General features: G+C 63.0%; 22 protein-coding genes, 1 other RNA gene and 1 pseudogene. 7 read left to right on the top strand and 17 right to left on the bottom strand.

Features of this window, described 5'->3' with window-relative positions:
• Positions 1-38: 38 nt before the first annotated feature.
• The 6 genes and pseudogenes from aroA to gyrA all read right to left on the bottom strand — a co-directional run.
• Positions 39-1,322: pseudogene (gene aroA / locus HH302_RS19815) on the bottom strand (3-phosphoshikimate 1-carboxyvinyltransferase); the annotation flags it as partial.
• Positions 1,323-1,482: 160 nt separating this feature from the next.
• On the bottom strand, positions 1,483-2,361 hold the full coding sequence (locus tag HH302_RS19810; RefSeq protein WP_172204340.1) for a prephenate dehydrogenase/arogenate dehydrogenase family protein: 879 nt from the start codon (positions 2,359-2,361) through the stop codon (positions 1,483-1,485).
• The gene (hisC, locus tag HH302_RS19805) at positions 2,358-3,464 is read right to left on the bottom strand and encodes a histidinol-phosphate transaminase (RefSeq protein ID WP_172204338.1); all 1,107 of its coding nucleotides are present in this window, start codon (positions 3,462-3,464) and stop codon (positions 2,358-2,360) included. Before hisC ends, HH302_RS19810 begins: the two co-directional genes overlap by 4 nt.
• A 9-nt stretch (positions 3,465-3,473) precedes the next feature.
• A complete protein-coding gene (pheA, locus tag HH302_RS19800) occupies positions 3,474-4,541 on the bottom strand; it encodes a prephenate dehydratase (protein WP_172204336.1) in 1,068 nt (355 codons plus the stop codon).
• A gap of 9 nt (positions 4,542-4,550) precedes the next feature.
• Positions 4,551-5,663 (bottom strand): 3-phosphoserine/phosphohydroxythreonine transaminase, encoded by a 1,113-nt coding sequence (gene serC, locus HH302_RS19795; protein WP_172204334.1) that lies wholly within the window; start codon positions 5,661-5,663, stop codon positions 4,551-4,553.
• Positions 5,660-8,254: a DNA gyrase subunit A gene (gene gyrA / locus HH302_RS19790; protein ID WP_172204332.1), complete on the bottom strand. Its 2,595-nt coding sequence runs from the start codon at positions 8,252-8,254 to the stop codon at positions 5,660-5,662. Before gyrA ends, serC begins: the two co-directional genes overlap by 4 nt.
• A gap of 207 nt (positions 8,255-8,461) precedes the next feature.
• Here gyrA and HH302_RS19785 point away from each other — a divergent pair, with 207 nt between their 5' ends.
• From HH302_RS19785 to ssrA, 5 genes are all read left to right on the top strand, one after another.
• A complete protein-coding gene (locus HH302_RS19785) occupies positions 8,462-9,799 on the top strand; it encodes a TRZ/ATZ family hydrolase (protein ID WP_172204330.1) in 1,338 nt (445 codons plus the stop codon).
• 89 nt (positions 9,800-9,888) lie between these two features.
• Positions 9,889-10,623: an OmpA family protein gene (locus tag HH302_RS19780; RefSeq protein WP_172204328.1), complete on the top strand. Its 735-nt coding sequence runs from the start codon at positions 9,889-9,891 to the stop codon at positions 10,621-10,623.
• A gap of 104 nt (positions 10,624-10,727) precedes the next feature.
• A complete protein-coding gene (ubiG, locus tag HH302_RS19775) occupies positions 10,728-11,444 on the top strand; it encodes a bifunctional 2-polyprenyl-6-hydroxyphenol methylase/3-demethylubiquinol 3-O-methyltransferase UbiG (RefSeq protein WP_172204326.1) in 717 nt (238 codons plus the stop codon).
• The gene (gph, locus tag HH302_RS19770) at positions 11,441-12,118 is read left to right on the top strand and encodes a phosphoglycolate phosphatase (RefSeq protein ID WP_172204324.1); all 678 of its coding nucleotides are present in this window, start codon (positions 11,441-11,443) and stop codon (positions 12,116-12,118) included. Before ubiG ends, gph begins: the two co-directional genes overlap by 4 nt.
• A gap of 54 nt (positions 12,119-12,172) precedes the next feature.
• Positions 12,173-12,534: a transfer-messenger RNA gene (ssrA, locus tag HH302_RS19765) on the top strand.
• Between the two features lie 284 nt (positions 12,535-12,818).
• On the opposite strand, the gene HH302_RS19760 is transcribed toward ssrA, so the two are convergent.
• From HH302_RS19760 to HH302_RS19735, 6 genes are all read right to left on the bottom strand, one after another.
• Entirely contained in the window at positions 12,819-13,052 is a 234-nt protein-coding gene (locus HH302_RS19760) for a DUF2789 domain-containing protein (protein ID WP_172204322.1), read from the bottom strand.
• A 440-nt stretch (positions 13,053-13,492) separates the two neighbouring features.
• The gene (locus HH302_RS19755; protein ID WP_172204320.1) at positions 13,493-13,936 is read right to left on the bottom strand and encodes a PRC-barrel domain-containing protein; all 444 of its coding nucleotides are present in this window, start codon (positions 13,934-13,936) and stop codon (positions 13,493-13,495) included.
• Positions 13,937-14,061: 125 nt separating this feature from the next.
• Positions 14,062-14,283, bottom strand: coding sequence for a hypothetical protein (locus HH302_RS19750; protein WP_172204318.1), 222 nt, complete (start codon positions 14,281-14,283; stop codon positions 14,062-14,064).
• A gap of 92 nt (positions 14,284-14,375) precedes the next feature.
• Positions 14,376-14,522 (bottom strand): lmo0937 family membrane protein, encoded by a 147-nt coding sequence (locus HH302_RS19745; protein WP_172204316.1) that lies wholly within the window; start codon positions 14,520-14,522, stop codon positions 14,376-14,378.
• A gap of 295 nt (positions 14,523-14,817) precedes the next feature.
• Positions 14,818-15,399 (bottom strand): DUF1003 domain-containing protein, encoded by a 582-nt coding sequence (locus HH302_RS19740; protein ID WP_172204314.1) that lies wholly within the window; start codon positions 15,397-15,399, stop codon positions 14,818-14,820.
• A 64-nt stretch (positions 15,400-15,463) separates the two neighbouring features.
• On the bottom strand, positions 15,464-15,970 hold the full coding sequence (locus HH302_RS19735) for a hypothetical protein (RefSeq protein ID WP_172204312.1): 507 nt from the start codon (positions 15,968-15,970) through the stop codon (positions 15,464-15,466).
• Between the two features lie 665 nt (positions 15,971-16,635).
• Between HH302_RS19735 and HH302_RS19730 the strand changes: the two genes are divergently transcribed.
• The gene (locus tag HH302_RS19730; RefSeq protein ID WP_172204310.1) at positions 16,636-17,694 is read left to right on the top strand and encodes an OmpA family protein; all 1,059 of its coding nucleotides are present in this window, start codon (positions 16,636-16,638) and stop codon (positions 17,692-17,694) included.
• Positions 17,695-18,091: 397 nt separating this feature from the next.
• On the opposite strand, the gene HH302_RS19725 is transcribed toward HH302_RS19730, so the two are convergent.
• Positions 18,092-19,735: an oleate hydratase gene (locus HH302_RS19725; protein WP_172204308.1), complete on the bottom strand. Its 1,644-nt coding sequence runs from the start codon at positions 19,733-19,735 to the stop codon at positions 18,092-18,094.
• A gap of 325 nt (positions 19,736-20,060) precedes the next feature.
• Here HH302_RS19725 and HH302_RS22360 point away from each other — a divergent pair, with 325 nt between their 5' ends.
• Positions 20,061-20,840: a hypothetical protein gene (locus tag HH302_RS22360; protein ID WP_216661994.1), complete on the top strand. Its 780-nt coding sequence runs from the start codon at positions 20,061-20,063 to the stop codon at positions 20,838-20,840.
• A 149-nt stretch (positions 20,841-20,989) separates the two neighbouring features.
• Here HH302_RS22360 and fumC read toward each other — a convergent pair whose 3' ends face one another.
• From fumC to HH302_RS19700, 4 genes are all read right to left on the bottom strand, one after another.
• Positions 20,990-22,378, bottom strand: a complete 1,389-nt coding sequence (gene fumC, locus HH302_RS19715) for a class II fumarate hydratase (protein ID WP_172204306.1) — start codon at positions 22,376-22,378, stop codon at positions 20,990-20,992.
• A gap of 1 nt (position 22,379) precedes the next feature.
• Entirely contained in the window at positions 22,380-24,947 is a 2,568-nt protein-coding gene (gene mgtA, locus HH302_RS19710) for a magnesium-translocating P-type ATPase (protein ID WP_172204304.1), read from the bottom strand.
• A gap of 113 nt (positions 24,948-25,060) precedes the next feature.
• On the bottom strand, positions 25,061-25,693 hold the full coding sequence (locus tag HH302_RS19705; RefSeq protein WP_172204302.1) for a Crp/Fnr family transcriptional regulator: 633 nt from the start codon (positions 25,691-25,693) through the stop codon (positions 25,061-25,063).
• A gap of 233 nt (positions 25,694-25,926) precedes the next feature.
• Positions 25,927-26,643 (bottom strand): Crp/Fnr family transcriptional regulator, encoded by a 717-nt coding sequence (locus tag HH302_RS19700; RefSeq protein ID WP_172204300.1) that lies wholly within the window; start codon positions 26,641-26,643, stop codon positions 25,927-25,929.
• Positions 26,644-26,769: the final 126 nt, after the last annotated feature.

Here is a 26,769-nt window from a genome sequence, read left to right as displayed (position 1 = left end):
AACGCGCGGCCGCCAACTGCGCCGCGGCGTTCTTATCTCCTGCAGACCGACGCGAAGGCGTCGAAGTAATCGGGGAAAGTCTTGGCGGTGCACTTCGGGTCGTTGATGCGCACCGGCACGCCACCCAGGCTCACCAGCGAGAAGCACATCGCCATACGATGATCATCATAGGTGTCGATCGCAGCGTCCGCGGTGAGCTGTGACGGCGCTGTCACACGCAACCAGTCCGGCCCCTCCTCCACCGTTGCACCGACCTTGCGAAGTTCGGTCGCCATCGCTGCGATGCGGTCGGTTTCCTTGACGCGCCAGCTCGCAATGTTCGTCAGGCGGCACGGGCCGTCGGCAAACAGCGCGGCGACAGCCAGCGTCATTGCGGCATCCGGAATGTGGTTGAAATCGCGGTCGAAAGCGCGAAGTTTGCCGTTGGCTGGCGCCGCAGCCTCGATCCAGTTGTCGCCCATGCTGATCTGCACACCCATTGCTTCCAGCGCCTCGGCGAACTTCACGTCGCCCTGGATGCTGGCACGCCCTACCCCTTCAACACGCACCGGGCCACCGCCAATCGCGCCGGCGGCCAGGAAGTAGGAGGCCGACGAGGCGTCGCCTTCAACATGAATCACGCCGGGGCTGCGATAGGCCTGCCCGGGGACATGGAAACGCGCCCAGGCGTCGCGCTCCACCTCAACGCCAAAACGCGCCATCAGGTTGAGCGTGATCTCGATGTAGGGCTTGGAGATCAGTTCGCCGACGACCTCGATCGTGGTGTTCTGGCCCGTCAGCGGCAGCGCCATCAGCAGTGCAGTCAGGAACTGGCTCGATACATCACCGCGCACCTTGACCACCCCACCCGCGGTGATCTTCGATGGCAGCAGCTCAAGCGGCGGGAACCCCTCGTTGCCGAGGTAGCGGATATCGGCGCCCAGCTGGCGCAGCCCGTCGACGAGGTCGCCGATCGGGCGCTCGTGCATACGCGCCACGCCAGAGAGCTTGTAGTGACCGCCGGCAAGCGCAAGTGCTGCCGTCAACGGGCGAAAGGCGGTACCCGCGTTGCCCAGGAAAAGATCCGCCTGTGCCACCGGGAAGCGCCCACCGCCGCCGGTCACGGCCCAGCTCGATCCGCCCAACGACTCGGGCGGCAGCCCCAGGGTGCGCAGCGCCTCGAGCATGCGATCCGTATCGTCAGAGGCGAGCAGATCGCGGATCTCGGTGCGGCCCTCGGCCAGCGCCGCGAGCAACAGCGTGCGGTTGGAGATGCTCTTTGAGCCGGGCAAACGGATGTTGCCGACAGCACCCTTAGCAGGTGCAAGATCCAGGTATTCCATGGGTCAGTCTCAGAAAACGTCGTTGTGCCGACGGCAAACGCGTGGCGCAGGGTCGGTCGCCTGCATGCCGAGATCGAAGCGCACCGCACAGCTATCCATACGGTAGTGCAAAGCTTGCAGCTTCGAAATCGGCGAGGGCAGCGGAATCATGCGCAGCCCGTCAGGCGTCGAATCGGCCGGCCAGCCATGCCTCGCGGGCGTCGCGCGCTTCGCTGAAGAGTTTCAGCAGCGAATCGCCGTCGCCCTGCGACAGCAGCGCCCGAATCCAGGCCAGTTCGGTGATGTAGGTGTCGAGTTCGGCCAGCAGCGCATGGCGGTTGGCCACACTGATGTCGCGCCACATCTCCGGATGGCTGCTGGCGATCCGGGTGAAGTCGCGGAAGCCGCCGGCGGCGAATCCGAATAGCTGTTCCGCATTGGCGCGCCCCGCGATCTCATGGACCAGCGCGAAGGCGAGCAAATGCGGCAAATGACTTACCGCAGCGAACACACGATCGTGTTCCTGCGGCGACATGTCGTGTAGCGATGCGCCCGTCGCAGCCCAGGCCTCGCGCACGCGGGCCACAGCCTCCGGGCGATTCTCGGACAGCGGCGTGATCACGACCTTGCGGCCCGCGTAGAGGTCCGCACGCGCGGCGTCCGGGCCACTCTTCTCGGCCCCGGCGATCGGATGCGCCGGCACAACCTGCTCAAGATGAGACTTGAGGTTCGAGTAGATCGCCTCGATCACATCGCGCTTGGTGCTGCCCGCATCGGTGACCAAAGTATCGGGCCCGAGATGCGGCGCCATGGCCTGCATCACGCCGAGCATCTGTCCCACCGGCATCGCCAGCAGCACGAGTTCAGCACCGTCGAGCGCGGTCGCCCAATCCGTGGCGAAACGATCAATCACGCCCAGTTCGCGCGCGCGCTCCAGCGACGCCGTCGTCCGGCCGATGCCCACCACCTCGCGCACCAGGCCGCGCGCTTTCAAAGCGAGCGCAAACGAGCCGCCAATCAGGCCAACGCCGCAGATGACGACACGACCAAATGGCTTCATGCGCGGCCCAGCGCCTTGGCCAAGGCGCCAAGGAAGCGCTCGTTCTCGGCCGGCAGGCCGATGGTGACGCGCAGCCACTCAGGCATTTGGTAGCTGGCGATCGGACGCACGATCACCCCTTGCTCCAGCAGCTTGCGATTGATCGTGGCTGCATCGCCGACGCGGAATGTCAGGAAGTTGCCCGAGGACGGGATGTACTCAAGCCCGAGCGCCGTCAGGCCCGCAATGATCTGGGCCATGCCATCACGGTTGACCGCATAACTGCGCGCCACGAACGCCTCGTCCCCCAAGGCCGCAGCAGCCGCCGCAAGGGCGACGTTATTGACGTTGAAGGGTTCGCGAACACGATTGAGCAGATCGGCAAGTTCCGCGCGTGCCAGACCGTAGCCGACACGCAAACCACCCAGACCGTAGATTTTGGAGAAGGTACGTGTGATGACGAGGTTCGGATACTTCTCGAGCCATGCGACGCTGTCGTAGCGCTGCTCCGGCTCAAGGTATTCGTTGTAGGCCTCGTCGAGCACGACCAGCACGTCGTCGGGCGCCGCATCCAGGAAGGCCTCGATCTCCGCCGCGGGCAAGAAATTGCCGGTCGGGTTGTTCGGGTTCGCGATGAACACGACGCGGGTGTCAGGACGAATCGCCGCCAGCATTGCCGGCAGGTCGTGCCCGAATTCGCGTGCAGGCACTTCAATGCCGTGCGCCCCGGCGCTCTTGACCGCAAGCGGATACACCGCGAATGCGTGCTGCGAGAACACAGCCGAAGTCTCGTGGTTCAGGTACGCCGCCGCGCACAGGTTGAGCAGATCATTCGAGCCATTGCCGAGCACGATCTGTTCCGGTGCAACGCCAAACTTCTTGACCAGGGCCGCGCGTAGCTCGAAGCCATTGCCATCCGGATAACGGTGGATTTCGGCAATCGCGCGCTGAGCAGCTTCCAACGCCTTCGGGCTCGCGCCCAAGGGGTTTTCATTGGACGCCAGTTTGACGATGTCCTGCTCGCGCAGCCCCATCTCGCGCGCCAGTTCCGAAATCGGCTTGCCCGGGATGTAGGGCGAGATCGAGCGGATGTACTCGGGTGCCTGCTGGACGACTTTGCTCATGCGGAATCCTTAAAGCGCTGCGGCCGGGTAGCTGCCCAGCACCTTGACGAAAGCGGCACGGTCCTGCAGATCGGCGAGCGCCTTCGCCACCGCCTCGTCCGCCCGGTTGCCTTCGACATCGATATAGAACACGTACTCCCAAAGGCCGGTACGCGACGGACGCGATTCGAGCTTGGTCATGCTGACGCCGTGCTTCGCGAACGATTCGAGCAGGAAGAACACCGCGCCCGGGCGGTTCGGCGCGGAACACACCAGCGAGGTCTTGTCCTTGCCGGAAGGGCCGGCATCGTGCTTGCCGATGACCAGGAAGCGGGTCGTATTGTTCGGATCGTCTTCAATGTCCGAAGCAAGGAAGCCCAGGCCGTAGAGTTGCCCCGCCGCCTCGCCGGCGATGGCGGCAGACTCCGGGTCGGTCGAGGCCATGCGCGCCGCTTCCGCATTGCTCGCGACCGGCACCCGATCAACGCCAGCGGCGTGGCGCGCCAGCCAATCCTGGCACTGCGCGAGCGACTGCGAATGCGAGTAGATGCGCTTGACGTCGCCGATCGACGTCGCCTGCGACAGGAAGTGCTGGCGGATGCGCAGCTTCACCTCGCCGCAAATGCTGGCCGAGCTGGCAAGCAGCAGATCGAGCGTGCGGCCCACAGCACCTTCGGTCGAGTTTTCGACCGGCACGATGCCGTAGGCGACACCGCCGGATTCGACCGCGTGGAACACCTCATCGATCGTGCCCTGCGGCAGGAAATCCGGCGCGCCGCCGAAGTGCTTGCGTGCGGCAGACTCTGAGAAGGTACCGGCCGGCCCGAGGAATGCCACTTTCAGCGGCTGCTCCAGCGCCAGACACCAGGACATGATCTCGCGGAAGATGCGCTGGACCGCCTCGCCCGATAGCGGGCCGGGGTTCAGGTCTGCGATCTTGCGCAGCACCTGCGCTTCGCGTTCCGGCCGATAGATTGGGCCGCGTTTGATCTCGCCAATTTTCTTCGCGCAGCCGGCACGTTGGCCGAGGCGCTCCAGAATCTCTCGATCGAGCCGGTCGATATCGGCCCGCAGACGGGACAGTTCTTCTTCGCTCACGGACAGCCCTCAGGCGCGGGTTTGTTCAAATTCGCGCAGGTATTCGACCAGCGCCTGCACACCCTCGATCGGCATCGCGTTGTAGATCGACGCGCGCATGCCGCCCACCGACTTATGGCCCTTGAGCTGCAGCAGGCCGCGCGCCTTCGCGCCGGCGAGGAACGCGTCGTTCAACGACTCGTCACGCAGGAAGAACGGCACATTCATGCGCGAACGCACCGACGGATCGACATGGCAAACATAGAGCTCACTGGCGTCGAGCGCGTCGTACAACAGCTTGGCCTTGGCAATATTCTGTCGCTCGATCGCCGCAACACCGCCCTGCTGCTTGAGCCACTGGAAGACCAGCCCCGCGATGTAGATCGGGTAGGTCGGCGGCGTGTTGAACATCGAACCGTTCTCAGCCACCGTCTTGTACTGGAAGGCCGAGGGGCACGCCGCCTGCGCCTGATCCAGCAGATCGTCGCGCACGATCACGATCGTCAGCCCCGACGGACCGATATTCTTCTGCGCCCCGCCAAACAGCAGCCCGAATTTCGAGATGTCCATCGGACGCGACAGGATGTCCGACGACACGTCGGCGACAACCGGCACATCGGGCGCACCGAGCGCAGCCATGTCGGGCCATTCGAAATACTCGACACCGTCGATCGTTTCATTGCTGCACAGATGCAGGTAGGCCGCGTCACTGCGCAGACGCCACTCATCAAACGACGGGATACGCGTGTACTTGCCCTGCGCCGCGTCCGGATCAAGGCTGGATGCGGCGATGTGCACATCACCGTAGCGGCGCGCCTCTTTCAGCGACTTGGTGGTCCACGAGCCGGTCTCGACAAAATCGATCTTTGGATTCTTGCCCGCAAGGTTCATCGGGATGATCGCGTTCTCCGCGATCGCCCCGCCCTGCATGAACAGGATCTTGTAGTTCGACGGCACGCTCATCAGCGCACGCAGGTCCGATTCGGCCTGCTCGATGATGGACATGAACTCCTTGCCGCGGTGGCTCATCTCCATCACCGACATGCCGGACCCGTGCCAGTCGAGCATTTCCTCTGCGGCTTGGCGCAGCACCGCCTCAGGCAGCGCCGCCGGGCCCGGCCCGAAGTTCCATGGGCGCGTCATTCTGCGGCTCCGGTATCGGCGGCTTCTCCCTCTTCGCCCTCAGCGCCATCGACCGCAGCGTCGCTCTCGATGATCTTCTCGATGCTCGCCAGTTTGGCGCCGTCATCGAGGTTGATCAGGGTCACGCCCTGCGCCGAACGGGACGTTTCACGGATGGTGTCGACATGGGTACGGATCAGCACGCCGTTGTCTGCGATCAGCATCACTTCGTCGGACGGGTCAACCAGCACCGCGCCCACCAGCTTGCCGTTACGCTCGGAGCCCTGAATCGCAATCATGCCCTTGGTGCCACGGCCGTGCAGCGTGTAATCGCCGATCGGCGTGCGCTTGCCATAACCGTTCTCGGTAGCCGTCAGCACATGCTGGGTTTCGCCGTTGGCGACCAGCATGCAGATCACGGACTGTCCGTCTTCCAGCATCATGCCGCGCACACCGCGCGCAGTGCGGCCCATCGGGCGCACATCGGTTTCATCGAAACGCACCGCCTTGCCGGCATCCGAGAACAGCATCACCTGCGAGTTGCCATCGGTGATTGCAACGCCGATCAGGTAGTCGCCCTCGTCGAGCCCGACCGCGATGATGCCGGCCTTGCGCGGGTTGGCGAAATCGGTCAGCGGCGTCTTCTTCACGGTACCTTGCGAGGTTGCCATGAAGATGAAATGCCCTTCGTCGAATTCCTTCACCGGCAGCACGGCGGTTATCTTCTCGCCTTCAACCAGCGGGAAGAGGTTCACGATCGGCTTGCCGCGCGAATTGCGGTTGCCTTCCGGCACTTCGTACACCTTCAGCCAGTACAGACGGCCGCGGCTTGAGAAGCACAGGATGTGGTCGTGCGTGTTGGCCACGAATAGCTGATCGACCCAGTCGTCTTCCTTCACCGACGCTGCCTGCTTGCCGCGCCCACCGCGCTTCTGCGCGCGGTAGTCAGCAAGCGGCTGACGCTTGAAGTAGCCGGTGTGCGACAAGGTCACGACCATGTCCTGCGGCGCGATCAGATCCTCGATGTTGATGTCGGCCGCGTGCAGCACGATCTCCGAGCGACGTGGATCGCTGAACTGCGTGCGGATCGCGGTGAGTTCGTCGCCGATGATCTGCGTCACGCGTGCCGGCTTGGCAAGGATATCGAGCAGATCAGCGATCAGCTCCATGACCTCGCGATACTCATTGACGATCTTGTCCTGTTCCAGCCCGGTCAGGCGCTGCAGGCGCATCTCAAGAATCGCCTGAGCCTGCGTATCCGACAGGCGATAGCCTTGCGACGAGAGGCCGAATTCCGGCAGCAGACCTTCAGGCCGATAGTTGTCGGCCGCTGCACGCGACAGCATGTCCTCGACCAACTGCGACCGCCAGGTGCGCGCCATGATCTCGACCTTCGCGACCGGCGGGGTCGGCGCAGCCTTGATCAGCGCAATGATTTCGTCGACGTTCGACAACGCGACCGCCAGACCTTCCAAGATATGGCCGCGCTCGCGCGCCTTGCGCAGTTCGAAAATCGTGCGGCGGGTCACCACTTCGCGGCGATGCGACAGGAAGCAGTCGAGCATCTGCTTGAGGTTCAGCAGACGCGGGCGGCCGTCGACCAGCGCCACCATGTTCATGCCGAAGCTGTCCTGCAGCTGGGTCTGCTTGAACAGATTGTTCAGCACAACCTCGGGCATCTCATTGCGCTTGAGTTCGATCACGATCCGCATACCGTCCTTGTCGGACTCGTCGCGAATCTCGCTGATGCCTTCGATCTTCTTGTCGTTGACCAGCTCGGCAATCTTTTCGAGCAGCGTGCGCTTGTTAACCTGGTACGGGATTTCGTCGACGATGATCGCCTGACGATTGCCCTTCTCCATGTCTTCGAAGTGCGTGCGCGCACGCATCACGACACGGCCACGGCCGGTGCGGTAGCCCTCGTGTACGCCGTGCAGGCCGTAAATCAGTGCGGCGGTCGGGAAGTCCGGCGCCGGCACCAGCTTGATCAGATCCTCGATGTCGATATCGGGGTTGGCCAGCAGCGCGTGGCAAGCCTCGATCACTTCGCCCAGGTTGTGCGGCGGAATGTTGGTCGCCATGCCCACCGCGATACCGCTGCTGCCGTTGATCAGCAGGTTCGGAATGCGGGCCGGCAGCAGCAGCGGCTCTTTTTCGGAGTTGTCGTAGTTCGGCCCGAAGTCGACGGTTTCCTTGTCGATATCGGCCAGCATTTCGTGAGCGATACGCGACAGGCGAACTTCCGTGTATCGCATCGCCGCAGCGCCGTCGCCGTCGATCGAACCGAAGTTGCCCTGACCATCGACAAGCATGTAGCGCAGCGAAAACTCCTGCGCCATGCGGACGATGGTGTCATAGACCGATTGGTCGCCGTGCGGGTGATACTTACCGATCACGTCGCCGACAATACGAGCCGACTTCTTGTAGGCCTTGTTCCAGTCATTGCCCAGTTCGTGCATGGCAAACAGCACACGGCGGTGAACCGGCTTGAGGCCGTCCCGGGCATCCGGCAAGGCACGCCCCACGATCACGCTCATCGCGTAATCGAGGTAGGAATGCCGCATCTCGTCTTCGAGGCTGATCGGTAGCGTTTCTTTGGCGAAGGAATCCATGTGTCGCGCGATGAAGTGTCCAGCTTTGGGCCGGAGAGACGGCAAATTGCCAAAAGCTTAAGATTTTAGCACGTCCGGCAACCCCACCCTAAGCCGCCTCCGGCGGGCGAGAAACCAGCCCGTTCACGCGCCAGCTACGCGCCACAAGTGCTCGTCAGCCCCGCCTCGCTTGGCTAAGATCGCGCCACCCCGCCACGGAGCCAGACGATGCACCCAGCAGAACCCGTCGACCTGTTGATCACGCCACGCTGGCTGATTCCGGTCGAGCCGCACGCCGTGACACTGGAAGACCATGCCGTCGCCGTGCGCAACGGTCGCATCGTCGCGGTATGCCCGGTCGCCGAGGCGGAGACACGCTTTGCACCGGCCGAGCGGACAGACCTGCCGGACCATGTCCTGATTCCGGGCCTCGTCAATCTACATACGCACGCAGCGATGAGTCTGATGCGCGGCATTGCGGATGATCTGCCGCTGATGCGCTGGCTGCAGGAGGCCATCTGGCCCGCAGAGGCAAAACACGCCAGCGCGGACTTCGTCCGCGACGGCACCCTGCTGGCTGCCATCGAGATGCTCCACGGCGGCATCACCTGCGCCAACGACATGTATTTCTACCCTGACGCGGCGGCCGACGCCTTCTCACAAGTCGGCATGCGCGCAGTCATCGGCATGACGGTGATCGAGTTCCCAACCGGCTACGCCGCCGACGCGGAGGACTACCTGCGCAAGGGCCTTGCGGCGCGCGACCGCTGGCGCGGCGAAGGACTGCTGCGTTTCGCCTTTGCCCCGCACGCCCCCTACACCGTATCGGACGCCAGCTTCGAACGTATCGTGCAGCTTGCCCACGAGCTTGGCTGCCCGGTCCACATGCATCTGCACGAAACCACGCATGAGATCACCGAGAGCATCGCCACCTGCGGACAACGACCGCTCGCGCGACTGGAACGACTCGGCCTGCTCGACACCGACCTGATCGCTGTACACGCAGTACACCTCGACCTACACGAAATCGAAACGCTGGCGGCACACAATTGCAGCATTGCTCACTGCCCGACCTCAAACATGAAACTTGCCAGTGGCGCAGCGCCGATCAAGGCCATGGTCGCGCGTGGCCTGCGTGTCGCGCTCGGCACAGACGGTGCGGCCAGCAACAACCGGCTGGACATGTTCCAGGAGATGCGGCACGCGGCACTGCTTGCAAAAGTCACAACCGGCGATGCTTCGGCCTTTGATGCCCACGAAGCACTGCGAAGCGCCACGCTTGCGGGCGCTACGGCACTGCGAATGGACAACGAGATCGGTTCGATCGTGGCCGGCAAGGCTGCCGATCTTGTTGCTGTATCGCTTGCGTCGCCTGAGTGCAGCCCCTGCTTCAGCCCTGCAAGCCATCTGGTCTATGCGGCCGGAAGGGAGCACGTCACCCATGTGTGGATCGACGGCAAGCCGCGTATCCGCGACAACACACTGTTGTGGCAGCACAACAAGGAATTGCTGCAGCGCGTTCGCGTGTGGCAAACTTTCCTGAAAGAATCGGCTTCTAGCCAATAATTTCGGGCGTATCGTTCATACAACACGGTGCGCCGGGGGACCTCGGGCCATCACGGTTCGCAAAACACTTGCCTTGCAACGAGGAGAATATGAAACACGGTTACACGAAGCTGGTGGTGGCGTTTGCCGCCGTTCTGGGCATGGTGCCTGCTGCGATGGCGCAACAGCAGGAAATCAAGATCAACCCGACCTCGAAGATCCTTCCGTATTCCATCGACGCGCGTAACGTCGTTGTTCGCAGCTCCAATGGCCTTTGCTGGCGCACCGGTTACTGGACCAAGGAACTCGCCGCAACCACCATGGTGGAAGGCAGCGAATTCCCGGTTGGCTGTTTCTGTGACAAGGACCTGCTGCCGAAGGAAGTCTGCGAGCCGAAGCCGGTCGTTGAACCGAAGAAGGAAGAGAAGCCCGTCGGCCCGGCCACCAAGCCTGCAGCCGAGAAGGTGACGATCGCTGCTGACGCCCTGTTCGACTACGACAAGGCCGTGCTGCGTGACGAAGGCAAGGCTACGCTGACCGAGTTCGCGGCCAAGGCGAAGGCGCTGTCGATCGAAGTCATCATCGCGGTCGGTCACACTGACCGCCTGGGTGGCGACAAGTACAACCAGGCTCTGTCCGAGCGCCGCGCTGCTGCGGTCAAGGAATTCCTGGTCGGCCAGCAAATCGACCCGAACCGTGTCTACACCGAGGGCAAGGGCAAGACCCAGCCGGTCTCGCAGTGTAAGAACCTGGGCGCGGAAAGCGGCAAGAACAAGAAGCTGGTCGAGTGCCTGCAACCTGATCGCCGCGTTGAGATCGAAGTCATCGGCACCAAGCAGCAATAAGCCGGGAACTTCCGAAAAAAGCCCTGCTCTGCTGAGCAGGGCTTTTTTTTCGCCTCTTATCGCCGGACAATGCCCCCCTTGCCTGCCACCTTTGCAGTAGGACCATGAACACCACTGTCACCCAGCAGAATGCCGATCCGGCCGAACTCCAGAAATTCAGCGAGCTTGCACATCGCTGGTGGGATGCCGAGTCCGAATTCAAGCCGTTGCACCAGATCAACCCGCTCCGCCTCGACTGGATCGACCAGAACGTCGGCCTAGCGGGAAAGCGTGTCATCGATATTGGTTGCGGGGGCGGCATCCTCGCCGAAAGCATGGCTGCTCGCGGCGCACAGGTAACCGGCGTCGATCTCTCGGACAAGGCGCTCGGGGTCGCTCGGCTGCATTTGTTCGAGAGCAACCTGACGGTCGACTATCGCAAGATATCTGCCGAGGACATTGCAGCGGCGGAACCCGAATCGTTCGACGTCGTCACTTGCATGGAGATGCTGGAGCACGTCCCAGATCCAGCAAGCACTGTCGCCGCGGCGGCGCGCCTTGCAAAACCAGGCGGCAGCGTCTTCTTCTCAACGCTCAACCGCAATCCGAAGTCCTATCTCTTTGCGGTGATCGGCGCGGAATACATCCTCCGCATGCTGCCGCGCGGCACCCATGAGTACGCCCGCTTCATCAAGCCGTCGGAACTCAGCCGCTTTGCGCGCGATGCAGGCCTGGAGGTCGAAGAAGTGATCGGCATGACCTACAACCCGATCACCAAGGTCTACGCGCTCGGCCGCAACACCGATGTGAACTACCTCGTCCGCTGCCGCAAACCCGCATGACCCAAGCCCCGACCTGCTGCGTGCTGTTCGATCTGGACGGCACGCTGGCCGACACCGCGCCGGACCTCGGCGCAGCGCTTAACAGAGTGCTTGAGGAAGAAGGGCTGGCCCCGCTACCAATGGAAGTGACGCGACCAGTCACATCCCAGGGCGTACGCGGTTTGCTCCGGGTCGGACTCGGCATCGGCCCCGACGATACCAATTACCAGACACTCGCGCAGCGCGTGCTCAAGCACTACGCAGCGGGCATCTGCCGGCACACCCGGCTCTTCGATGGCATGCCAGGCGTTCTCGCCACGCTTGAATCGCGCGGCATCAAATGGGGCATCGTGACCAACAAGCACGCGCGCTTCACTGAGCCACTGATCGACGCACTGGGTCTCATGCAGCGCGCCGCATGCGTCATCAGCGGCGACTCTGCAGCGCACCCCAAGCCACACCCGGCACCATTGCTCATGGCGTGTGAGCGCGCAAACGTCGCGCCCACCCACAGCATTTACGTCGGCGACGATCTGCGGGACATCCAGGCAGGGAAAGCCGCAGGGATGTGCACGATCGCCGCCGCCTGGGGCTATCTCGGCGAGGGCGAAGCAATCCATGAGTGGGGCGCTGACCATATCGCGCCGACACCGGAAGCTTTATTGGACGTCGTGTTCGGCATCAACGTACAATGAGCGACTTTCCCGGCTGCCTTGAAAACGCGTCCGGGAACCCAATATCAAGAACATGGGGGCGACCTGGTCTCGACGGGGGTCGCGAAGCAGCTTGGTGCATACCGAGGACCAGTCACCTCGTAAATCCATCTGGAAAACCACAAACGCCAACGACGAGCGTTTCGCTCTAGCCGCTTAAGGCTGGACCACTGCACTGATTGGTCTCTGGGTCAGGCGGGGCAACCCGCAGCAGTGTCATTTACAGAGAATCGTGATGCGTCGGGTTACTTGGCGCAGAACTAAATCCAAGGTGACTCGCTTCGTACCGGCCTGTCGTCCGGCTAAGTGCGGGGTTAAATCAAAATAGGCCGACTAAGTATGTAGATCCAGTTGTAGAGGGCTTTCGGACGCGGGTTCGATTCCCGCCGCCTCCACCAGCTTTTAGTTTCACACCGTCTCGTATTACCTTGGAAACCCGCCTCTGTGCGGGTTTTTCTTTTCCCAGTTTGGCTTTCAGCGGTTCGCACCGCCCCCTCCCGCTCCACGCCAGACAAACGGCAGCGACCGGACGATTGGAAGAGCTGGCAGGACGATCGTAGCCTCATGGGGCCGATCAAACGGGCTGGGTCCGGTTTTGGCGCGGGCACAGCCAGTGAAAGATTACGATGCCGCAAACGTTGACGGGCGGGGAGCCTGGCGACGAGTAGCCCTCCCTGCAAGCCTATTTCGACAAACGTGAGTTCAGTTCGTCGATAACACCCGCCCAATCGGCATCGAGAATGATCTGCTCTTTCAGGAACACCCTCTGTGCTTCCGACCAGAATGGCGCGCATTCAACGGTGAGACCACCGCCGATAGGACGGCTGGCTGAAATGAAGCGCTCGATGTCGGCAGGCTCTGCGGGCAACCCTAGTTGGGAAAACAGGTTAGCCATCGAATGAATGTGGGATTCCATTGGTTCTCCTGTTCTGCGCCGTCGTTGTCGATATGAGCGTCATCGCGGTCGGTTTGCCGCCCGGTGGCACACAGCCGTGGAAGCCGCGTGTTCGTCCAACGCGACATCCGGCTGAAACGAGTGCCTAGTTGGCGGTCATCTGCGCTAGGCGATGGGGCCGTCATCCCACGAAATCCGCAGAATGCAATCGCATCCATGTGTTCAGCGCTTGTGGAGCTGCCGCTGCAATCGGCAGCGACACTTGACTACGCGGACAGCGCTTGCACGTCACTCACCCGCCGTTACTTTTGACAATCGAGGCTGGACTGCGTTCGCACCTTGCGCAATTCGCGCGTGAGCTGTGGGCGACCGACGCTTGTCCTGCGTTTAGAAGCCACGCGCGTGACACTCAGCGGGCAAATCTGCCGACTGGGCCACGCTGGGCCCGGTCGGCAGGTGGTTCAGGAAAGCGGCGTTTCGATCGGCGGCTTCGCGTCGTAGTAGGAGCGGATGCCTTGTTCCCACTTTGCATCAGCCATGTCCGGCCACTGGTCCTTGTTGAATCCCGGCGCCGTCTTGAGGCGGTCTTTGTTTACCCGCAGCACAAAACGCTGGTTCTCGGTATCCAGTTTGAGCGCCTCCCACGGCACGGCAAACAGCTTGTCGCCCATCCCCAGGAAGCCTCCGAAGGCCAGTACCGCGTAGCTGACCTGCCCGGTTCGCATGTCGAGCATGATCTCCTTGATGTCACCCAAGTCTTCACCGTCAACGTTGTAGACATCGTTGCCGACAAGTGTATTGGCCCCCATAAGATACGGGCCGGGACCGCGGCGCACGCTGGGGCCAACTCCATTGCTCATTGATCTTTTGTACATACCAAGCGCATCGCGTTCTTCGTAGTTCATTGTCGACTCCAGGCGGCAGCAGATGGTCGGGGTCGGCGCCATGCTGACCGGGTGACGCCGAGTACTGAGGCTAACCGGCACTGCGTCACGGGTCTGTTCGTTAGCGCACTCCGCGATCGGCCGGTTCAGCGCTTCTTGCCACCAATCACGAGCAGTACAAGCCCGGTCGCGATGGCCGTTCCCCCCAGCCACGCAGGGATGTTGACGGTCTGCTGCTCCTTGACCGACAGCTCAAGCGGCCCAATCCTGGTCTGGTGGGTTTCCTTCGTGTAGCTGAAGCCGCCGTAGATCGCGCTGAGTACGCCGCCCACAACGAGTACGAGACCAAGCCATCTGATGGCGTTCATGTTGGTACCTCCAATGAACCGCCAAGGCGGCTCGATACGCGGTGGATGCCCGCACGATAAAGCGATGCGCGCTCACTCAGAATTGTTTGTGACTAAACGCGGCGACCGCCAATCAAACGGACCAGGATCACGACAACCGCGATCACCAGAAGGATGTGGATGAAACCACCCATGGTGTAGGACGTGACCAGCCCGAGGAGCCACATCACGACGAGTACGACTGCAATCATTTCAAGCATTTTGCTTTTCCTTCTTCGGTGATCTCGCGTTGCTTGCTGGGCCTGCCGGCGTGATTTGCCACGGCGCCGAGCGCGCCCGCGCTGAGGTGTCGATCGCGCTGCGCCGTCATTCAAGTGCAACGCTGGTGGAACGCCGCCCGGTGATGCCGGCGGTACCTTGGTTCTAGCCCTGCTGCACCGTGTCGTCGGTGCGCTAGCGCACCCAGTGGTGGAGCTCAGTGCTTGCATGCAGCTCGCCACGATGCGCAGCGGAGGCGACGGCATTCGTCGCCGCCCGCTTCGGGGTTGCCAAAGCTCAGGGGCGATTCGCGGGATCGCTGTGTTCGTCCAGTGCCGCCAGCACCCGCTCTGGATTCATGGACTTTTGCAGCGCGGCGGCATCCGGGTCATGGCGATCTCGCACATTGGGCAAGTCGCGCCGCAGTTCTTCGATCAGATCGATCAGCTTGGCCGCTTTCTGCTCAGTGAGCAGCGTGACTTTGAGGTCCAGGTGCGCGCGCTGAGCGGCAAGCTTCTCGAGTCGATTCTGCTTGGTCAGAACAACAGTCGCCGTCAGTAACGCCGTGAGGCCGACGATGCCCTGCAGGTAAATGTATGGGGCCGGATCAAACTGCACCACGTTAAGCGCACTGAGCATCGAGTTCAAACACGCCCAGAGCAAGACAAACGTGAGGATGACGGCCAGGAAGACCGGCTGCCCTACGAAACGGCCGAAACGCTCAAGGGCGCGCTGGGACAGGCTGATGTTCTCTTCCTCACGTGTGTAGAACTCAAGTACCGCAGCGATGTTCTGGCTGATCTGGTCACGTTCAGACGACTCCGCTCCGCCAGCGGGAGACTCCGCGATCGTCGGCGGGACGCCGGCGACGGACCTCATCCGGGCAACCGATTGGCGGCTGTTCGTCGCGTACGCCTGCCGACTCCGTCAAGCGACGCCTGGCTCATGTGACGGGAAGCTCGTTGTAGCCACCCACGGCGGCCTTGATCACTTCACGCGCTGCGGTGGTTTGCGCTTCGCTCAGGGTTTCAGCGGTCAACACCACCTGGCCGCTTGCGATGGCATCGCGAATCAACGCGGAAAAGCGTCCGTCCTTGTTTCCTGTGCCGATCGCCGCGCCGAGAAAGCCGCCAAGCGTGGCACCCCAGCCGAGCAGCATGAGTGGCGCGATCAACGGACTGGCGACAAAAAGGCTGAAGCTACCGGCAACAAGAACGAGCTCAGTCAATGCACCCACGCCCGTACCGACTGCCGCACCAACGGCACCGTCCACAACAAGGTCTTTCAGCACCTCGTTGCTGTCTGATGCACGGGGTGCAGCGCCGGACCCGCTATCCAGGATATGAATTCCTTCCGGTGAGACACCCAGCCGGGTCAATTCGGTACGGGCATTCTCGGCGTCCGCGCGATGAGCAAAGAAGCCGGAAACATGATGAGGGTAGTCGTCCATGAGCGCTCTCCAAAGCTGGATCTCGGACTCAGGACGCTAGCGGTCGCCCGCAGCTGTGTCGGTGCGCCGTCGCACAGAAAGCGATTGCCGCCCGGAGCAAACGGAATCCACCACTCGTAGCGGGGCGCCGCGGCCAGCCATAGAGGGACCGGGAGCAACGATGCGCACTCTGTGCGGCATCGAACACACAGCGTGACGGCTGGCTTCTGGAGTCCGACAGCCATCCCGCTGAGACCGGGTTGCACCGCCGGCGCTCATATTGCCGTGATCAGGAAGGCGCCAGCGATGACCACTCCCGAACCTCGCGGCGTGCTGAGCGCACCGCGCTGCCGGTTTCAGAAGATCGCCTGCAAACATACCGTCCCCTACTTCACGAACGCGTGTGCGACAGCGTACAGACGCCCTGAGGGCACAACGCGCAGTGTGCGGGCCAAGCGAACGTGAATGGTTCGGTGCAGCGCGGGTACGGCTCATATGCGTATGGATTGCCGCGCAACCACCAACAAACGAGAACTGAAACATCCGGGAGGCGTGGCCCTGGCCGGAACGCCTTCACAGATCCACCCGGTGTTCGCATGGCTGCGACGCTGACTCTCCCTGGCTGATCACCGCGCTGTCTGCGGCTCGCGTTAGCCAGTCCGAACGCTCATTCAGTGAGAAAGACCATGAACTCGACAAACACATCAGTGCGGATCGCGCCTGCGATCCTGTTGCTCGGCTGCGCCCTCTCCTGCGGAGTCCTCGCGCAAACGGCCGCCTACACCGATACGGTTGGCTACAACCCATCGTGGTACCTCGCACCCAGCATGAATGGGTTCGACCCGGATAGCGACTTCGGCACCGACCACCGTGGCGTTGGCGCCGGTGTGCGACTTGGAAAACCGCTCTCGCCTGCCTGGGACATTCAGTTCGGGACAACGTACTCGCGCTCGCACGAGGGCGACACTCAGTATCGTCAGAACACATTGGGTGCGGACGCGCTCTACCTGTTCTCGCGTTCGAATTTCCGGCCTTTCGTAATGCTCGGAACCGGGTTTGAATTCGACAAGGTCAACTCACCCACCTTGCACGCAGGCCATACGTCGCCCTACATCGATGCGGGTCTTGGCTTCCAGTATCTCTACAACGCCCAGTGGGGGCTGCAAGCCGATTTGCGCCGCCAGCATGCCTGGTTGCACCAGGATGACTTCGGCTTTGGTCACGCCGACACCAACATCGCAACCGTCGCGCTGCTGTATGTGTTTGATCGCCCGGCCAGCCCCGCCCCCGCGCCGCGGACTGGGCCGGCGCCGGTCGCGGCGGTCACGCCACCACCGGCAGCGCCGCCGGCCCCGGCCCCACGCTTCGAGCGCTACACCTTGTCGTCGACCGAGTTGTTCAACTTCGACAGTGCGGAGCTTCGCCAACCGCAGCCCAAGCTGGACGAAATCGCGATGGTGCTAAACAACAACCCGCAGGTGGAGAAGGTCGTGATCACGGGCTACACCGACCGAATCGGCATCGATCGCTACAACCAGCGGCTCTCCGAGCGCCGCGCCGCTGCGGTGAAGGACTACCTTGTCTCCAAGGGCTTGGCAGCGGACCGACTCAATGCAGTCGGCCGGGGCGAAAGCAACCCCGTCGTAAACTGCACCGAGACCAAGCGCGCAGCATTGATCGTGTGCTTGGAACCCAACCGCCGGGTTGAGGTTGATGAGTTCGCCGTACAGCGCCGCGCCCCGTAAAGCAGTCACAACACAAGACAGCCGGCCACAAGGTCGGCTGTCTTTTTGTGTTCTGCGCACAGGCGCGAAGCATGCGCACCAACATGATCGTGCCCAATTGGGGTGCCACACCTCAACGGGCAAGTGGTCAAACGTTACGCCGGCAGACGCCGATTCGCGTCAGTAGCGATTCCGTTTTGCGTCGTCAAGCCGTTCGGGTGCACCGGGCGGTATCGGGCGTTTGCTTCGCCTTGCCGCGGTTTGGTCTGGCGGCGGCGCAGAATGTTCGCCCTCATTGACGAAACTCTCATTCGCGCGCTCGCCGCCCTGCTTTTGATATCGCCTGACTGTTCGGCTCATGGTCTCTTCATCCATTGATGACGGGCGCAACCAAGGGCCTGCGCCATGGCCCGGGTCTTCACGCTGCGTGGTCATGCAGGGCACGGTAGGCGTTGTAGAGCACCTTCGGATCGAACTTGCCTTGATAGACCGGAGGCGGATCCTGCTCAAGGGCAAGAAGCCGGTACACCGCGGTTTGCGCGGAGCGAATCGAATACTCGACGGTGAACACCACGTCGTCAGGCTGTTCGCAAAATTGGCCAATGAAGGCAAAGTTGCGCGCGCCAGCCGGCACGATGTCGGGACGGTCGCCAGGCTCTCGGGGAAGAAACTGGCTGGTGATGAACGGCATCATGCAAGGGACGCATAGCGCGCTCTCAAGTATCTTCTCGGCGTCGGCCTCCATCCCGAGGTGACCCAACAGCTCGGTCATGATCTCGCGGCCGCTGCAGGCTGCCATGGGTTGCGACACGAAATTGCCGGGCTCACCAACCGTCAGCCCGTAGCCCCAGAACACCGCCACATCGTCCGGCTGACCGATGAAATGCGGCTGATGGGGCACCACGATCGACAGCATCCACGCGGAGTCCGGGAAGGTAATCAGTCCCCCTTCGCCGGGTACGTTGCCAGTCAGCTCGATAAGTGAGCGCAGGAAGTCCGGCGCATACAGCGTGGTGGTAAACGACACCCAACGCGATTGGTCGACATGGTCAGCGAAGGTTGCGGGGTGCCCGAAATCGCCGCGGCCGGCGGCAAGCTTCGCCCACAGCGCCCAGGCGCCACCATCGTTCTTGCCCAGGATCGGCGGCGCCAGATCCATCGCACCGAGGCTTGAGGCCTCGGTCATTGAGCCAAGCGTGACCAGGACACGATCCTCGGGACGCACGCTGATTTCGCCCGCCACGCCATCGCGCAGGTAGTGGATGCGTTCTACATGCAGTTCGTTCGCGGCGTCGTTGATGTCGAGGTCTACCACCCGTGTTCCGCGCACGAAGCTGACGCCACGTCGGCTGAGCCATTTGAGCAGTGGGCGCACCATTGAATCGTATTGGTTGTAGACCGTTCGCAAGATGCCATGCAGCTGGTTGAACCCGGCCACCATATGTACGAATCGCACAAGGTAGCGTTTGAACTCGACCGCGCTGTGCCACGGCTGAAGCGCAAACGTGGTGGACCACATGATCCAGAAGTTGGTCTTGAAGAAGCTGGCGTCAAGCTGGTCATCGATCCGGCTTCGCCCAAGCATCGACTCGGGTTCCACCGCGAGGCGTTCGATCGTGAGGATATGGCGTTCGCTGAGGCCGAAAAGCGGCGCGGTCTCGCGCTCCGCACGCCGTATCAGGCGCGCGTTCGACGAGGTCTTCATCGTTTCGTTCCAGTCGAGCATCTCCTGCGTCACCGTCTTGCTGTCATCCAGCGTAGGGATCGAAGCAAACAAGTCGAATGTGCAGACGTAGTGGCGCTCAAACATGCGCCCCCCACGTGCCACATAGCCTTCCTGTGGGGACCCGGCAGCGTCCAGCGCACCGCCGAGTTGCTCGCTCTCCTCGAACAGCGTGATCTGCTGCCCTTGAACACCGCCATCGCGAATCAGGAACGCTGCGGCTGCGAGCGACGCGATACCGGCGCCTACGAGATAGAACTGCGCGCCAGCATGCTCTGCAGGGCCCGCGCGCAGCCCGGAATCGGCGGTGAAACAATCGCTGCTGGTATCCCCTGACATGGGGTGCTCCTGAGTCAGACACACGGGGCGGTGGAGGGCAAGGCACGGATCGGCGTTGACGTGATCAAGGCTTGCGCCAGCCTGCTGTCGAACAACGGACGACGTCTGTGCGCTGCCGAACAAAGACCGGCCGGACTCAGCCGGCCACCGCACGTCTAGAGTGCTGCCACTGCCTGTGTGCGCGAGCGAACGGTAATGCGGCGCGGCTTTCTGCAACATGAGCCAGTGGTCGCCTCAGCGCCGCACCGGCTCGGATTCCGCGTCGGGATTGCCGCGGCGCAGCACGATTGCCGCGAGGCCTTGGCCTCGATACAGGAGGACTCCCATGCGCACACTGGTTCTTGCGTGCTCGATCGCGCTGATCCCGCTTCCCGTCGCTTACGCCGAGCTGAGTATCGGCATCGCGATGCCCGGTATCAGCATCGGCCTCAACATGCCCTCGTATCCGCAGCTCGAACGCGTGCCGGGCTATCCGGTCTACTACGCGCCCACCGCGGAGGCGAATTTCTTCTTCTATGACGGCCTCTACTGGGTCTATCAGTCGGACGACTGGTATGCGAGCAGCTGGTACAACGGCCCATGGCGCAGAATTGCCCCAACGGCGGTGCCGCTCTATGTGCTTCGCGTACCGGTTCGCTACTACCGCCATCCGCCGCCGCACTTTGAAGGCTGGCGACGCGACGCCCCACCGCGCTGGGGCGAGCACTGGGGACCCGATTGGGAAGAGCAGCATCGCGACTGGGACCGCTGGGACAGATCGGCCGCACCGCGCCCTGCTCCGTTGCCCACATACCAACGCGGCTATTCGGGCGATCGTTATCCGCGCAACGTGGTGGAGCAGCGCGATGTGCAGGCAAGGCACTACCGCTACCAACCCGTGGAGCCCGTCGAGTTGAGAACGGGTTCCCCCCGCCCAGCCGACAGATGGGGCCATGAGACCCGATCGCAGTCATCGCAGCAGCCGCGGCAAGTGACCACCCAGGATCAACAGTACGGACCCGCCGAGCCCGAACACCGCAGGCAGAACAAAGGCAACGACGGCGACAACCGGGACGATGGCCCCGGAAATGGCAAGGGTGAAGGGCGAGGCAAAGACCATCGCTGAGACCCACCGTGATGTCGGCGCCCGGCGCCGACATCACACCTGTCGAGATCTCCAGACAATGCGATCCGACGATCGGATGCTCACCCCACGACGACGCGCATCAGAAACGCCCGCTTCGAGAGGGCGCCCAGACTTGGCGCGGCAGCGCGTCAGATCATCCGTTCCGGCCGCACCCAGTCGTCGAAATCCGATGGGCTGACATAGCCCGACGCAATCGCGGCGGCGCGCAGCGTGGTACCGCGCACGAATGCCGTGCGGGCGATTTCCGCGGCGTGGTCGTAGCCGATGTGGGGGCTCAGCGCGGTGGCCAGCATGAGCGAGTGCTCAAGGTGTTCGGCGATGCGCGTCGGGCGCGCAGCGAGGCCTTGTGCGCAGTGGCGGTCGAAGCTGCGCACCGCGTCCGCCAGCAGGCGCGTACTTTGCAAGAAGTTATGCGCGATCAGCGGCTTGAATGCATTGAGCTCGAAGTTCCCCGATGCCCCGCCAAACCCCAGCGCAACGTCGTTGCCAAACACCTGGCAGCACACCATCGCCAAGGCTTCGCACTGCGTCGGGTTCACCTTGCCCGGCATGATCGAGCTGCCGGGCTCATTCTCGGGCAACTGAAGTTCGCCAAGCCCGCAGCGCGGGCCGGACGCGAGCCAACGCACGTCGTTGGCGATCTTCATCAGCGCGGCCGCCAACGTCCGCAAGGCGCCGTGGGCACTCAGCAGCGGATCATGTGATGCCAGCGCGGCGAAGCGATTCGGCGCGCAGTGGTAGGCGGTGCCGCTCAGTTTCGCCAAGCGCTGCGCAACGCGAGCGCCAAATTCGGCGTGCGTGTTGAGGCCCGTACCCACGGCCGTTCCGCCCACCGCCAAGGCGCGCAACGGCGCCAAACTGTTCGCGATGCCCTCGATCGCATGGTCGAGCTGCGCACCCCAGCCCGACACCTCCTGCCCCAGCGTCAGCGGCACCGCGTCCTGCAGATGCGTGCGCCCGATCTTCACCAGTCCGGCAAACGCTTCGGCCTTGCCGGCGAGCGTGCCACGCAGCTCGCGCAAGGCTGGCAGCAAGCCTGATTCGATGGCGGCTACGGCGGCGACATGCAGTGCAGTCGGGAAGATGTCGTTGGTCGATTGGCCAAGGTTCACATGGTCGTTGGGATGCACGCGCCGCGGCGCCGCGGGTGTGTCGGCCAACAGGGCGGTGGCGCGATTCGCCAACACTTCGTTCATGTTCATGTTGGTCTGGGTGCCCGATCCGCTTTGCCACACTGCAAGCGGGAAGGCGTCGGTATGGTCGCCTGCCAGCACCTCATCACAGGCCGCGACGATGGCGTGGGCGGTGTCCGCATCGAGCAGACCAAGCTCTGCATTCACCTCCGCCGCGCAGCGTTTTACGAGGGCCAGTGCGAGGATCAGCTCGGGCGCCATGCGCTCGGTCGAAATGCTGAAATGCGCCAGCGCGCGCTGGGTCTGGGCGCCCCAGAGGGCTGTTGCAGGCACCGCCACTTCGCCGTGCGAGTCGCGTTCGATACGGGTATCCAGCTCGGTCATGTCAGCCCCCTTTAGCCGCGGGCAACAGCCCGCTGCGGTGACTTGCAAAGTGATAGAAGGCGCGCTTGGCAAGCTCCACCGCGACCAGATAGACCGCGACCATGGCGCCAAGGATCAGGTAGAACCGCAGCGGCGGCGGCACAAAGCCAAAGTGGCTGGCGAGCGGCGTGTAGGGCAGCACCAAGGACAGCGCCACCACGGCCAGCGAGGTTGCCGTGAGCACCCCGCTTGCGCGGCTGCGCAGCGGATTGCCGCGGGTGCGGATGATGAAGATCACCAGCACCTGGGTGCACAGCGACTCGACGAACCAGCCGGTCTGGAACAGTGCTGCGTCGGCGTTGAGCACCTTGAGCATCACGTAGAACGTGAGGAAGTCGAACAAGGAACTGATCGGCCCGATCACCAGCATGAAGTTGCGGATGAAGGAAAGATCGAGCACCCGCGGCGCGGCAAGGTCCACCGCATCGACTTCGTCGAGCGGGATCGCCACTTCAGAGATGTCGTAGAGGATGTTGTTGAGCAGGATCTGCGTCGGCAACATCGGCAGGAAGGGCAGGAACAGCGATGCGCCCGCCATGCTGAACATGTTCCCGAAGTTCGAGCTGGTGCCCATCATGATGTACTTCATGATGTTGCCGAAGGTGCGACGCCCCTCCACCACGCCGGCGTGCAGCACATGCAGGTCTTGCTCCAGCAGGATCATGTCCGCAGCCTCCTTGGCCACGTCCACCGCAGATTCCACCGACAAGCCCACGTCGGCGGAATGCAGCGACGGCGCGTCGTTGATGCCGTCGCCCAGGTAGCCGACCACATGGCCGCGTGCGCGCAGCGCTTCGATCACGCGGTTCTTCTGCGCCGGATTCACGCGGCAGAACAGGTTGCTCTGCTCAACGCGGATGCGCAGCGCCTGGTCATCAAGCGTGGCGATCTCGGCGCCGCTGACAACACCCGACACCGGAATACCGAGCTCACCGCACACATGCCGGGTCACGCGATCGCTATCCCCAGTGACGATCTTGATCGCGATGCCATCCCTGCGCAGGGCCTCCAGCGCTTCGGCCGCACTGGCCTTGGGCGGATCGAGAAAGGCGCCGAAGCCGGCCAGCACCAGGCCCGTTTCGTCGCCCACCACGGCATGCGGGTGATCGCGCCCCACTTCGCGCCAGGCAATGCCCAGCACGCGAAAGCCGTCGTCTTCGAGTGCGTGGCAGCTGGCCCTGGCGGTCGTTGCGGCCGCGGCGTCAAACGGCATCTGATGTGCGTCCTCGCCCATCTCGACATGGGTGCAGAGGCGCATGATTTCGTCAGGCGCACCCTTCACGACCAGCCAGCGCGTTTGCCCATCGTCGATCAGCACCGACACGCAGCGGCGCTCGAAGTCGAACGGCACTTCGTCGATCTTCTGCCAGGCGCCGACGGCCTGCCCGGCGGAGTCGAGAATCGCCTCGTCGAGCGGTGTCTTGAGCCCGCTCTCGAAGAAGCTGTTGAGCCAGGCGAGGTGCAATACCCGTTCGCTCGATGCGCCCTGCGCATCCACATGGCGCACCATGCGGATCTTCGCCTCGGTCAGCGTGCCGGTCTTGTCGGTACACAGCACGTCCATCGAACCGAGATCCTGGATCGCAGAGAGGCGCTTCACGATCATCTTGGCCCGCGCCATGCGTGCCGCGCCGCGTGCAAGGGTCACCGACACCACCATCGGCAGCAGCTCGGGCGTGAGGCCCACGGCGAGCGCCACGGCGAACAGGAATGATTCGAGCCAGGGGCGGTGCTGCAAGGCATTCACCAGCAGCACGAACATCACCATCAGCACGGTCAGGCGCATGATCAACATGCCGAAGCGCCGCGTGCCCACCTCGAACGAACTGGGCGTTGCCGGGCGCGAGATGGTGTCGGCGATCTCGCCGATCGCCGTCGCCAGCCCCGTCTTCACCACGCGCATGCTGGCACTGCCGCTGATGACCGAGGTACCCATGAACACCGCGTTGGCGGCGTCCTGCATGTCGGTTGCGGTATCCGGCAAACGGCCTGCATGTTTCTCGACCGGGTACGCCTCGCCGGTCAGCAGCGCCTGTTTGACGAAGAAATCCTTCGCCGCGATCAGCAACCCATCGGCCGGGATCAGGTCACCCGCTGCGAGCATGGCTACGTCGCCGGGCACGATATCCGCAATCGGCAGAGCTGCCGCCACGCCATCGCGCACCACCGAGGCGCGCACGGCAACCGACTGCCGCAGCTTGTCCGCCGCGGCGTTGGCGCGGTACTCCTGAACAAAGTCTAGCGTGATGCTCATCAACACGATCAAGGTGATGATGATGAAGTTCGTCACCTCACCCGAGAGGGCCGACACGCCCCCTGCGATCAGCAGGATCAGCACCAGCGGATTGCCGAATCGGGCGACGAACTGCCTCAAAGGTGACTTCTGGTCGTGCGCTCGAAACTCGTTTGGCCCTGCGGCATCAAGCCGGCTCTTGGCCTCGGATGCGGTCAGACCAAGCGCAGCAGAATCCGCAGCGGCGGCGTCCTGCTCGGCCGCATCGAGCCACCATGGCTTCGTATCCGCGGCCATCACCTACTCCCGGCACCGCAACGCATCGGCCTCGCGTGGCGATCGGCAAGCCGAGTGCGGTGTTCGCGTCGCTGCGTACTTTTGATGCCGCACGCGTCCATGCTGTTGCATGCCTAGTGCATGCCGGCGGCGTAGGTTGCGCAGTCCGCTGCATAGCAATTGCACGCCGCGGCCTCCAGCCCAACCCGGTCAAGAACCGTGATCTCACCCCGCGCGTAGTGGATCAGTTTGCGCTGTTGCAGGGCGCCGGCAGCCTTGGTTACGCCAACCCGCCGCACGCCAAGCATCCAGGCGAGGAATTCCTGTGTGACATGAAGGCCGTCGGCATGCGTGCGGTCGTGGGTCATCAACAGCCAGCGCGCGAGCCGAGCCTCGACCACATGGAATCGGTTACACGCAGCCGTTTGCGCCAGCTGCTGCATCAGCACATACATGTAGCGGAAGAGCACCCGGTGCAGCGCACTGCCGACTGCAGCGGCGCTCAGGAAGCTCTCTCGGCTCATCGACAACGCGGTTCCCTGCCCTTGCACCAATGCGTGCAATGGCGCGGCATCGACACCCATCAGCAATGTAGCGCCAAGCATGCCCTCGTCACCGATCAGCCCCACTTCCAACCCGGAATGCGGCCCGATCGCCGTGGTCAGCGAAATGATGCTTCGCACCGGAAACAGGACCCGGCGGATCGCGCTACCCGGCTCCGCAACGACATCGGCGAAAACAAGGTCTACCTCCACGCAGGATGTCATGACCTTTGAGAGTTCCCGACGCGGCAAACGCGCGAGTAGCTGATTGCTTGATGGTGTCGCCGTTCTGGTTTGCACGTTTGGCCCCTGCCGCGAAACTGGCGTTGGCCGCGGGCGGATGCGCCGCGGCTTATCAGGCCCCCAGCCTGCGTTTGGCGGATTGGGTTGTCTGGACGCTGGCGCACATAGACTGCGGCAGTTTGGCGCCGCTCAACTGGCGCGAGGCAAGCTTCGCATCACGCTGGCGCGTCCGGCAGCAGACGATCGCACTCGCGTTTCACCACCGCGTAGCATTCGCAGGATCGTGCTTCCAGGCCGGGCCGATTGATCACCGTGATATGCCCGCGGTGGTACTCGATCAGTCCCGCCTTCTGCAGATTTCCGGCGGCCTCGGTCACCCCCTCACGCCGCACCCCGAGCATGTTCGCAATCAACTCCTGGGTCATGACCAGCTTGTTGCTTGGCAGGCGGTCGAGACTCAGCAGGAGCCAACGACAAAGCTGCTGATCAAGCGAGTGATGGCGGTTGCACACCGCGGTCTGCGCCATCTGCGTGAGCAAGGCTTGCGTGTAGCGCAACAAGAGGCGTTGCAGGGTATCGGCACGTTCGAATTCGTCCTTCAGAACCTGCCCCTTCATTCGGTAAGCGTGGCCTGCACTCTGCACAACGGCGCGGCTTGGCGTCGTCTCCCCGCCCATGAAGAGTGATACGCCGACGATGCCTTCGTTACCGACCACGGCAATCTCGGCCGAGGCGCCATCTTCCATTACATAGAGCAGCGACACGATCGATGTGGTCGGGAAGTACACACTGCGCATCGGAATACCGGGTTCGTACAACACATCACCGAGCGGCATCGCCACCAGTTCGAGTGCGGGTGCAATACGCGCCATCTGATCGTCCGGCAGTGCGGCGAGCAGATGGTTTTGCAGCGGGGAATGGGTCGTTTCCATGCGGGGTCTCCGGCCTTGGGCGCCACCGAGCCAAACGTGGCCGGATCGGCGACCGATGCAAGTCGCATTTCCAGTATAGGTCGCCAAAATCCCTCCATATGTGCGCTAGCGAACATACGGAGGGAG

The organism is Niveibacterium sp. COAC-50 (assembly GCF_013184235.1).
Classification (GTDB): domain Bacteria; phylum Pseudomonadota; class Gammaproteobacteria; order Burkholderiales; family Rhodocyclaceae; genus Niveibacterium; species Niveibacterium microcysteis.
This window is presented reverse-complemented; position numbering and strand designations above follow the sequence as displayed.

Bases quoted from the DNA above. Each gene is read 5' to 3' on its own strand.
- HH302_RS19760 (WP_172204322.1), bottom strand. From the start codon at position 13,052: ATGGAATCCCACATTCATTCGATGGCTAACCTGTTTTCCCAACTAGGG.
- HH302_RS19705 (WP_172204302.1), bottom strand. From the start codon at position 25,693: ATGACATCCTGCGTGGAGGTAGACCTTGTTTTCGCCGATGTCGTTGCG.
- HH302_RS19725 (WP_172204308.1), bottom strand. From the start codon at position 19,735: ATGTCAGGGGATACCAGCAGCGATTGTTTCACCGCCGATTCCGGGCTG.
- HH302_RS19730 (WP_172204310.1), top strand. From the start codon at position 16,636: ATGAACTCGACAAACACATCAGTGCGGATCGCGCCTGCGATCCTGTTG.
- HH302_RS19750 (WP_172204318.1), bottom strand. From the start codon at position 14,283: ATGAACGCCATCAGATGGCTTGGTCTCGTACTCGTTGTGGGCGGCGTA.
- ubiG (WP_172204326.1), top strand. From the start codon at position 10,728: ATGAACACCACTGTCACCCAGCAGAATGCCGATCCGGCCGAACTCCAG.
- HH302_RS19785 (WP_172204330.1), top strand. From the start codon at position 8,462: ATGCACCCAGCAGAACCCGTCGACCTGTTGATCACGCCACGCTGGCTG.
- fumC (WP_172204306.1), bottom strand. From the start codon at position 22,378: ATGACCGAGCTGGATACCCGTATCGAACGCGACTCGCACGGCGAAGTG.
- gph (WP_172204324.1), top strand. From the start codon at position 11,441: ATGACCCAAGCCCCGACCTGCTGCGTGCTGTTCGATCTGGACGGCACG.
- HH302_RS19735 (WP_172204312.1), bottom strand. From the start codon at position 15,970: ATGGACGACTACCCTCATCATGTTTCCGGCTTCTTTGCTCATCGCGCG.
- HH302_RS19810 (WP_172204340.1), bottom strand. From the start codon at position 2,361: ATGAAGCCATTTGGTCGTGTCGTCATCTGCGGCGTTGGCCTGATTGGC.
- hisC (WP_172204338.1), bottom strand. From the start codon at position 3,464: ATGAGCAAAGTCGTCCAGCAGGCACCCGAGTACATCCGCTCGATCTCG.
- HH302_RS19745 (WP_172204316.1), bottom strand. From the start codon at position 14,522: ATGCTTGAAATGATTGCAGTCGTACTCGTCGTGATGTGGCTCCTCGGG.
- HH302_RS19755 (WP_172204320.1), bottom strand. From the start codon at position 13,936: ATGAACTACGAAGAACGCGATGCGCTTGGTATGTACAAAAGATCAATG.
- mgtA (WP_172204304.1), bottom strand. From the start codon at position 24,947: ATGGCCGCGGATACGAAGCCATGGTGGCTCGATGCGGCCGAGCAGGAC.
- HH302_RS19780 (WP_172204328.1), top strand. From the start codon at position 9,889: ATGAAACACGGTTACACGAAGCTGGTGGTGGCGTTTGCCGCCGTTCTG.
- HH302_RS19700 (WP_172204300.1), bottom strand. From the start codon at position 26,643: ATGGAAACGACCCATTCCCCGCTGCAAAACCATCTGCTCGCCGCACTG.
- HH302_RS22360 (WP_216661994.1), top strand. From the start codon at position 20,061: ATGCGCACACTGGTTCTTGCGTGCTCGATCGCGCTGATCCCGCTTCCC.
- gyrA (WP_172204332.1), bottom strand. From the start codon at position 8,254: ATGGATTCCTTCGCCAAAGAAACGCTACCGATCAGCCTCGAAGACGAG.
- serC (WP_172204334.1), bottom strand. From the start codon at position 5,663: ATGACGCGCCCATGGAACTTCGGGCCGGGCCCGGCGGCGCTGCCTGAG.
- HH302_RS19740 (WP_172204314.1), bottom strand. From the start codon at position 15,399: ATGAGGTCCGTCGCCGGCGTCCCGCCGACGATCGCGGAGTCTCCCGCT.